The following is a 6,310-nucleotide window of genomic DNA, read 5'->3' as shown; positions in this document are numbered from 1 at the left end:
AGGCGGCGCCCGCGCCGGCTGCTTCTCCGTGGGCCGAGATGGGCGCGAAGATGGCGACCAGCGCCGCACGCGCGGCGAGTTCCTCGATCGGCCGGCAGGTCGCGACCGCGGTCGGCCGTGAGGTGCTCGGCAACGGTCGGCGCGGCGGCTCCGGCGGGCTCGCCGGCTCGATCGGTGCCAGCGTCGTACGCGGGGTGCTGGGCAATCTGTTCCGCGGGCGGTAGGCTCGCACATCGCAGCGGGAGTGACCATGGTGAGCCTCGACGACACGGACTGGCAGGCGATCGGCGAAGCCGGGCTGGACGACGCCATCGACCTGCGCCGCGCGATCCATGCCGAGCCGGAGATCGGCCTCGACTGCCCGCTGACCAGCGCCAAGATCAAGGCGGCGCTTGCCGGCCTGCCGCTGGTCTGGCGCGAGGGGCCGTCGTCGACCGGGCTGGTCGCGGTGCTGAACGGTGCCAGCAGGGGCAACGGCCGCACCGTGCTGCTGCGCGGCGACATGGACGCGCTGCCGATGTCGGAGGAGACCGGGCTGGCGTTCGCGAGCCGGTTCGAGGGACGGATGCACGCCTGCGGCCATGACAGCCACACCGCGATGCTGGTCGGCGCGGCCAGGGCGTTGTGCGCGCGCAAGGACACCCTGCCCGGTAGCGTCGTGTTCATGTTCCAGCCCGGCGAGGAGGGATATCACGGCGCACGCTGCATGATCGACGACGGCCTGCTCGACGATCCCGCCCCGGACGCCGCCTTTGCGCTGCACATCTCGCCCAACATGCCGTCGGGCACGATCGTCAGCCGCGCCGGCACGCTGATGGCGGCGACCGACACGCTGGGCGCGACGATCACCGGCCGCGGCGGCCATGCGGCAATGCCGCACGACTGTATCGACCCGATCCCGATCGCCTGCGAGATCGTGCTGGCGTTGCAGGCGCATATCGCGCGGCGCGTGTCGGTCAATGATCCGGCGGTGCTGTCGATCACCCAGATCCATGCCGGCACTGCCCACAACATCGTGCCGCAGTCGGTCGAGCTGCTCGGCACGCTGCGCACCTTGTCGGAGGCAACCCGCGCCGAGCTGCGCGCCGGCTACGCCCGCATCGTCGAAGGCATCGCCGCCGCCCATGGCGCCACCGCCGAGGTGAGGATCGAGCCGGGCTATCCGGTCACCGTCAACGACGAGCGCGCGACCGCGCTGATGAAGGCGTGCGCGCTCGACCTGGGCGGCGAGGACGGCTGGGCGACGATGCCGGCGATGATGGGTGCGGAGGATTTCTCCTATGTCCTCCAGCGCACCCCCGGCGCGATGGCGTTCCTGGGCGTCGCCCCGGCGGGCAGCGACCCGCGCACCAACCCGCCGCTGCACAATACCCGCATGACCATCGACGAGGCGATGATGGCGAAGGGCATTGCGATGCACTGCGCGGTCGCGACGCGGTTCCTGGAGGAGGGGTTGGCAGCGGACGGCATGTGAGGCGTCGCGCACCGCAATGAAGCGCAGGCTGCTGCGCCGCCATGTCGCCACAATCGCTTGAGATGTCGGGCATGTGACGTTGGGGGACGAGCGATGCGATGGGGTCAAGCGGTCGCGTTGAGTGCAGCGATGATGGGTGCGGCATCGGCGCAGGAACGGCCTGCGGCCGATCCCGGCGACATCGTCGTCACCGCGGTGACCAAGCCCTACCAGATCGATGTCCATGCCCTTATCGTGGCGCGCAACGCGTTCGAGCAAGGGCGGCCGAGCTTCGCACCCGCCGCCACGCTGTTCTTCGAGGTGCGGGAGCAGGGTCACGCGGCAGCGAGGAGCGATCTTCGACTGACGCTGGTCGATGGTCAGCGAGCGGTGCCGGTGCTCCTCGACCAAGGCCGCTTCACGCTTCCGGCGCTGCCCGAGGGCAAGTGGCGGCTGACCGCCAATCGTGCGCGCCGGGCGATCACCGTTCAGGCGCTGGTGATGACGCCGGGAACGACGGAGGGCGATCGGCGGCTCGGCGACCTGCGCCTGCAATGCCGCGCGCTGATCGCGATGGCGAAGACGGAGGCGTCGATCGCCCTGCTGCCGGTGATAGGGCTGTTCGAAGCGATGGGGCCGTGCACCAGCCGGCGGATCGGCATCTATTATTCGACCAGCTCGCCGATCGCCGGTGCCGAGCTGCGCGAGGGCGGCAGGACGGAGCCGGTGTCGGTCGGGCCCAATGGTCGGGGATATCGCGCGCCCATTCAGGACCGCAGCTTCACCAACGAAGCGCGGCTGACGCTGACGCCCAAGCCTATTTGACCAGCCCGATCTCCACCAGTCGCTCGTGCAGGTAATCATGCGCCGTGATCGGCGTCGGGTAGCGGTCGGGGCTCTCCGCGGTGATCGTCGCCGGCAGCGTCTCGATCAGGAAGTCGGGCGCGGGATGCAGGAAGAACGGCATCGAATAGCGCGACCGGCCGCGCCGCTCGGGGGGCGGGTTGACGACGCGGTGGGTGGTGGAGGGCAGGACGTGGTTGGTCAGCCGCTGCAGCATGTCGCCGACATTGACCACCAACGCCCCCTCGGGCGGCTTGATCGACAGCCACTGGCCGGTCGCGCGGTCGAGCAGCTCCAGCCCCGCCTCCTCCGCGCCGAGCAGCAGGGTGATGAGGTTGATGTCCTCATGCGCGCCCGCCCGCACGCCCTCGGCATCGGCAGGGATCGGCGGATAGTGGAGCAGCCGCAGCACTGAGTTGCCATCGCTCACCGCAGGGTCGAACCAGTCCGGAGCCAAGTCTAGGTAGCGTGCGATCGCCGACAGCAGCTTGTCGCCGGCGGTGTCGAAGGCGGCGAACAGCTCGACAAAGGTGTCGCGGAACCCCTCGGGTCGCGTCGGCCAGATGTTGGCGGCCATCGCCTCGGCGAAGCGGTGGCCCTCCGGCAGTTCGCGGCCGACGTGCCAGAACTCCTTGAGGTCGACCGCGCTTGCGCCCTTGGCGATCTCGGTTTTGAACGGCGTGTAGCCGCGCGCGCCGCCGCCGCCCGGTACGTAGTATTGCCGCTTCTCCTCGTCCGGCAGCGCGAACAGCGCTTCGGTCTCGGCCCAGGCGCGGTCGATCAGCGGCTGCGGGATGCCGTGATCGGCGACGATCACGAAGCCGAAGCGCCCGAACGACGCGCCGAAATCCTGCGCGAAGCCGGCGGGATCGCTCGCCTGGTCGGCGAGGCTGAGGGTGGGTACCGCGGCGTGGGGAGTGTCGAGCATGATCGATCCGGTATATTTTCGGGAGGTGCGCAACATAGCGCCCGCCAGCCCCGCCGAACAGGGCCGCGTGGCAAAGCGAAGCGGCGGGGCGGAACCCTCGCCCGCGCGCGCCGTTGGCTTTGCGACCGGCGTATCTCGCGCCCGATGGGAGACGATCATGGGTGGCTACCAGGTGCCGAGCCACGGCTCGGGCGATGACGGCTATGACGAGGAAGGCTATGACGAGAGCCAGCGCGCCGAGATTCTGGAGGCGACCCGCAACGGCCCGACCGACGGCGTGGTGATGACCGACCTCGATCCTGATATCGACGGGGACGATGCGGAGGACGAGAACCTCGACGATCTCGACATGAAGGACGGCGAGGTCGGCGAGACCGATGCGACCGTTACCATGGCCGAGGACGACATGGACGAGGACGACGCTCAGGATGATTTCGACGCAGGTGTCAGCGGCAAGGACGAGGACGGCCTCGACACCACCGACGACGCCGACGATGTCGCATTGAAGCCTTGATCATGGCGGCGCGGCGCGAGGCTGCCCGTCGCCGCCAGGACCGTCAAAGGTGAGGATGGCACGGCGGGCGGTCGTCATCATCGTTGCGAGCCTCGCGGTCACCGGCTGCTCATCCGAGCGTCCGGCCGGCAACGAGGTCGACGTCAACGCCGCCGCGCAGGAGGCGCAGAACGACATCCGCAACTATGCGGCGAGCGGCCATCCGCGAGCGCATCGACCAGTCGTGCCGAAGGTCGGGCAACCCGGCGATAAACCTCCACGTTGAACAGCTGGATCAGCTAACCGGCGGCGTTGGCGAGGATTGCCAGATCGGCAGGGTTCACCGCTTCCCCGGTCGCGTCCCGGTCCGCGGGCGCGCTGGTGTTGGTCGGCGGCTCGGGCCGGCTCGCCATCGCTACGTCATAGGCGGTCCAGAGGATTCCCGCCGCCCAGAACAGCGCCGACCAGCGGCTACGGAAGAGGCGCGACGGGATCATGCACCGCCATGGTCCGACACCGATGATCGCCCGGTTAGCGCGGACGGTTAATCTACAGATAGCCCGCCGCGCGCAGCGACGTGCGACCGCCGCTGGCAAGGACGATATGGTCGATCAGGGTCACCCCGACCGCCTCGAACGCGCGGGCGAGGCGGCGGGTCACGCTCAGATCGTCGGCGCTCGCGCGCGGGTCGCCGCTGGGATGGTTGTGCGCCATGATCGCGCTATGGGCGTCGAACGCCAGCGCGTCGGCGACGAACAGGCGCGTCGACAATTCGATGCCGTCGCGCGCGCCGCGAATGTGGCGCAGCCCCGCCAGCCGGTACTGCACGCCGAGGTAGAGCATCACGCACACCTCCACCGGCTGCCGCGCGATCGGCAGGATCAGCGGGTCGAGCAGGGCATGATCGATCGTGGCGACGGCCATGCCGCCATCCTTTGCCCGGCGATGGCGGCCTGCAACCGATCGCCGCCGATATGGAGGCGATCGCGCGGCTTGGCGACTCGGGACCGCGCGCCTAATCTATGGCGATGCGCCAGTATCTCGACCTGATGGACCGCGTGCTGACCACCGGCACACGGCAGGCGGACCGCACCGGCACCGGCACGCTCAGCGTCTTCGGCGCGCAGCTGCGCTTCGACCTCGCGCAGGGCTTCCCGGTGCTGACCACCAAGAAGCTTCATTTGCGATCGATCATTGTCGAACTGTTATGGTTCCTGCGGGGCGACACCAACATTGGCTGGCTCAACGAGCGGCGGGTCAGCATCTGGGATGAGTGGGCGGACGAGGCCGGCGAGCTGGGCCCGGTCTATGGCAAGCAATGGCGCGACTGGATCGCCGCCGATGGCCGCCACATCGACCAGATTCGTGACCTGGTCGAGCAGATTCGGACCCATCCGCACTCGCGCCGCCAGATCGTCACCGCTTGGAACCCCGGCGACCTGCACGCGATGGCGCTGGCCCCGTGCCATTGCCTGTTCCAGACGCATGTCGCCGACGGCCGGCTGAGCCTGCAACTCTACCAGCGTTCGGCCGACATCTTTCTGGGGGTGCCGTTCAACATCGCCAGCTATGCGCTGCTGACGCACATGCTGGCGCAGCAGGCGGGGCTGGCGGTCGGCGACTTCATCTGGACGGGCGGCGACTGCCACCTCTACCTCAATCATCTCGACCAGGCACGCACTCAGCTGTCGCGCGCGCCGGGGGCGCTGCCGCGGCTGGAGATCGTCCGCCGGCCGCCGTCGATCGACGCCTATGAGGAAGCGGACTTCGTGCTCCACGATTATGCGGCGCAGCCGCACATCAAGGCACCTGTGGCCGTTTAGGGGGCGGGGCGTCGGTCCCAGTCGAACCAGCCGCGTTTCTCGCCGCCTGCATAGGCGGGCACCGCCGACGAGCGGGCGACCGGCGTGGCGGCGACAGGAACCTGGGCGGCCGGTGCGGCGCGGACGACGCGCGCATTCTCCGTCTCCAGCTCGGCGATCCGCGCCCGGTCGGCGCTGTGCTTCTGATCGGCGGCACGGCGGTTGGTGGCGTGGGCGTCGCGCTCGGCGGCGTAGCGGTCGCGCCACTTGCGGCCGCCGGGATGGCTGGCGAGGCCGAACAGCCAGCCCGCAACGAGCACCAGCCCGAGCACGAGGAACTGCGTGGGGGTCGAGAATAGCGGCATCAAACGCTCTCCTGTTACGCAGCCTCAACGGTTCCGCAGCGGCCCCGTTCCGCGGCGGTCCTAGCGGCGGTCGAACAGCCCGTGCCGACGCGGCTTGGCAGGGGTCGCCACCGGCGGAAGCGGCGGGGTTACCATAACGGCGCTCGGTGGCAGCGGCGGCTGCCGGGCGATGCGCACCACCAGCGGCGGCACGGCCGGGAAGGCGGGAAAGCGCGCGCGGGCGGTGGCGAACACGGTGCGCGCCGCCGGGCCGGTGTCCGGGTGCCGGCCGCCGGTTCCGCCACCGACGCGGTAAATCGCCGTCACTGTGGATGTCTCCGAAGGGCTTTGGCCAAAAACACCGTCGCCGAACACCACTGTTCCGTCGCCGGAATCGTCGAGTTCCAGGCGATAAACCTGATCCTCGGCGGTGCTCTCGAGCAGGCT

Annotated in this window: 10 protein-coding genes and 1 pseudogene; 6 read left to right on the top strand and 5 right to left on the bottom strand. The window is 69.5% G+C overall.

Annotated features, from left to right (window positions below):
* From HUU96_RS09470 to HUU96_RS09460, 3 genes and pseudogenes are all read left to right on the top strand, one after another.
* A pseudogene (locus HUU96_RS09470) lies at positions 1-224 on the top strand (ATP-binding protein); the annotation flags it as partial.
* 26 nt (positions 225-250) lie between these two features.
* Positions 251-1,474, top strand: coding sequence for a M20 metallopeptidase family protein (locus HUU96_RS09465; protein WP_174292573.1), 1,224 nt, complete (start codon positions 251-253; stop codon positions 1,472-1,474).
* 129 nt (positions 1,475-1,603) lie between these two features.
* Positions 1,604-2,278, top strand: coding sequence for a hypothetical protein (locus HUU96_RS09460; protein WP_174292572.1), 675 nt, complete (start codon positions 1,604-1,606; stop codon positions 2,276-2,278).
* Here HUU96_RS09460 and HUU96_RS09455 read toward each other — a convergent pair.
* Positions 2,271-3,224 carry an isopenicillin N synthase family dioxygenase gene (locus tag HUU96_RS09455; RefSeq protein WP_174292571.1) on the bottom strand — a complete coding sequence of 318 codons (954 nt, stop codon included), beginning with the start codon at positions 3,222-3,224 and terminating at the stop codon, positions 2,271-2,273. The two genes, HUU96_RS09460 and HUU96_RS09455, sit on opposite strands and share 8 nt — an antisense overlap.
* Between HUU96_RS09455 and HUU96_RS09450 the strand changes: the two genes are divergently transcribed.
* Both HUU96_RS09450 and HUU96_RS09445 read left to right on the top strand, forming a co-directional pair.
* Positions 3,223-3,738 carry a hypothetical protein gene (locus tag HUU96_RS09450; RefSeq protein WP_368039758.1) on the top strand — a complete coding sequence of 172 codons (516 nt, stop codon included), beginning with the start codon at positions 3,223-3,225 and terminating at the stop codon, positions 3,736-3,738. The genes HUU96_RS09455 and HUU96_RS09450 overlap by 2 nt on opposite strands.
* A gap of 49 nt (positions 3,739-3,787) precedes the next feature.
* Positions 3,788-4,003 carry a hypothetical protein gene (locus HUU96_RS09445; RefSeq protein ID WP_174292570.1) on the top strand — a complete coding sequence of 72 codons (216 nt, stop codon included), beginning with the start codon at positions 3,788-3,790 and terminating at the stop codon, positions 4,001-4,003.
* Positions 4,004-4,016: 13 nt separating this feature from the next.
* Here HUU96_RS09445 and HUU96_RS09440 read toward each other — a convergent pair whose 3' ends face one another.
* Positions 4,017-4,214 carry a hypothetical protein gene (locus tag HUU96_RS09440; protein WP_174292569.1) on the bottom strand — a complete coding sequence of 66 codons (198 nt, stop codon included), beginning with the start codon at positions 4,212-4,214 and terminating at the stop codon, positions 4,017-4,019.
* A 52-nt stretch (positions 4,215-4,266) separates the two neighbouring features.
* Positions 4,267-4,641 (bottom strand): JAB domain-containing protein, encoded by a 375-nt coding sequence (locus tag HUU96_RS09435; RefSeq protein WP_174292568.1) that lies wholly within the window; start codon positions 4,639-4,641, stop codon positions 4,267-4,269.
* 104 nt (positions 4,642-4,745) lie between these two features.
* Between HUU96_RS09435 and HUU96_RS09430 the strand changes: the two genes are divergently transcribed.
* On the top strand, positions 4,746-5,540 hold the full coding sequence (locus HUU96_RS09430) for a thymidylate synthase (protein WP_174292567.1): 795 nt from the start codon (positions 4,746-4,748) through the stop codon (positions 5,538-5,540).
* On the opposite strand, the gene HUU96_RS09425 is transcribed toward HUU96_RS09430, so the two are convergent.
* Together HUU96_RS09425 and HUU96_RS09420 are read right to left on the bottom strand one after the other, a co-directional pair.
* On the bottom strand, positions 5,537-5,884 hold the full coding sequence (locus HUU96_RS09425) for a hypothetical protein (RefSeq protein ID WP_174292566.1): 348 nt from the start codon (positions 5,882-5,884) through the stop codon (positions 5,537-5,539). The genes HUU96_RS09430 and HUU96_RS09425 overlap by 4 nt on opposite strands.
* Positions 5,885-5,944: 60 nt before the next feature.
* A partial coding sequence (locus HUU96_RS09420) for a hypothetical protein (RefSeq protein WP_438827074.1) occupies positions 5,945-6,310 on the bottom strand: 366 nt, incomplete at its 5' end.

It is taken from the genome of Sphingomonas bacterium, from assembly GCF_903644135.1.
Taxonomy (GTDB): domain Bacteria; phylum Pseudomonadota; class Alphaproteobacteria; order Sphingomonadales; family Sphingomonadaceae; genus Sphingomonas.
Note: the sequence above shows the minus strand (reverse complement) of the source record. Positions and strands in the feature narration are given on the sequence as shown.

What these genes read in the sequence shown, in the direction of transcription:
- HUU96_RS09465 (WP_174292573.1), top strand. Translation starts at nt 251, where the DNA reads ATGGTGAGCCTCGACGACACGGACTGGCAGGCGATCGGCGAAGCCGGG.
- HUU96_RS09460 (WP_174292572.1), top strand. Translation starts at nt 1,604, where the DNA reads ATGATGGGTGCGGCATCGGCGCAGGAACGGCCTGCGGCCGATCCCGGC.
- HUU96_RS09450 (WP_368039758.1), top strand. Translation starts at nt 3,223, where the DNA reads ATGATCGATCCGGTATATTTTCGGGAGGTGCGCAACATAGCGCCCGCC.
- HUU96_RS09455 (WP_174292571.1), bottom strand. Translation starts at nt 3,224, where the DNA reads ATGCTCGACACTCCCCACGCCGCGGTACCCACCCTCAGCCTCGCCGAC.
- HUU96_RS09440 (WP_174292569.1), bottom strand. Translation starts at nt 4,214, where the DNA reads ATGATCCCGTCGCGCCTCTTCCGTAGCCGCTGGTCGGCGCTGTTCTGG.
- HUU96_RS09435 (WP_174292568.1), bottom strand. Translation starts at nt 4,641, where the DNA reads ATGGCCGTCGCCACGATCGATCATGCCCTGCTCGACCCGCTGATCCTG.
- HUU96_RS09430 (WP_174292567.1), top strand. Translation starts at nt 4,746, where the DNA reads ATGCGCCAGTATCTCGACCTGATGGACCGCGTGCTGACCACCGGCACA.
- HUU96_RS09425 (WP_174292566.1), bottom strand. Translation starts at nt 5,884, where the DNA reads ATGCCGCTATTCTCGACCCCCACGCAGTTCCTCGTGCTCGGGCTGGTG.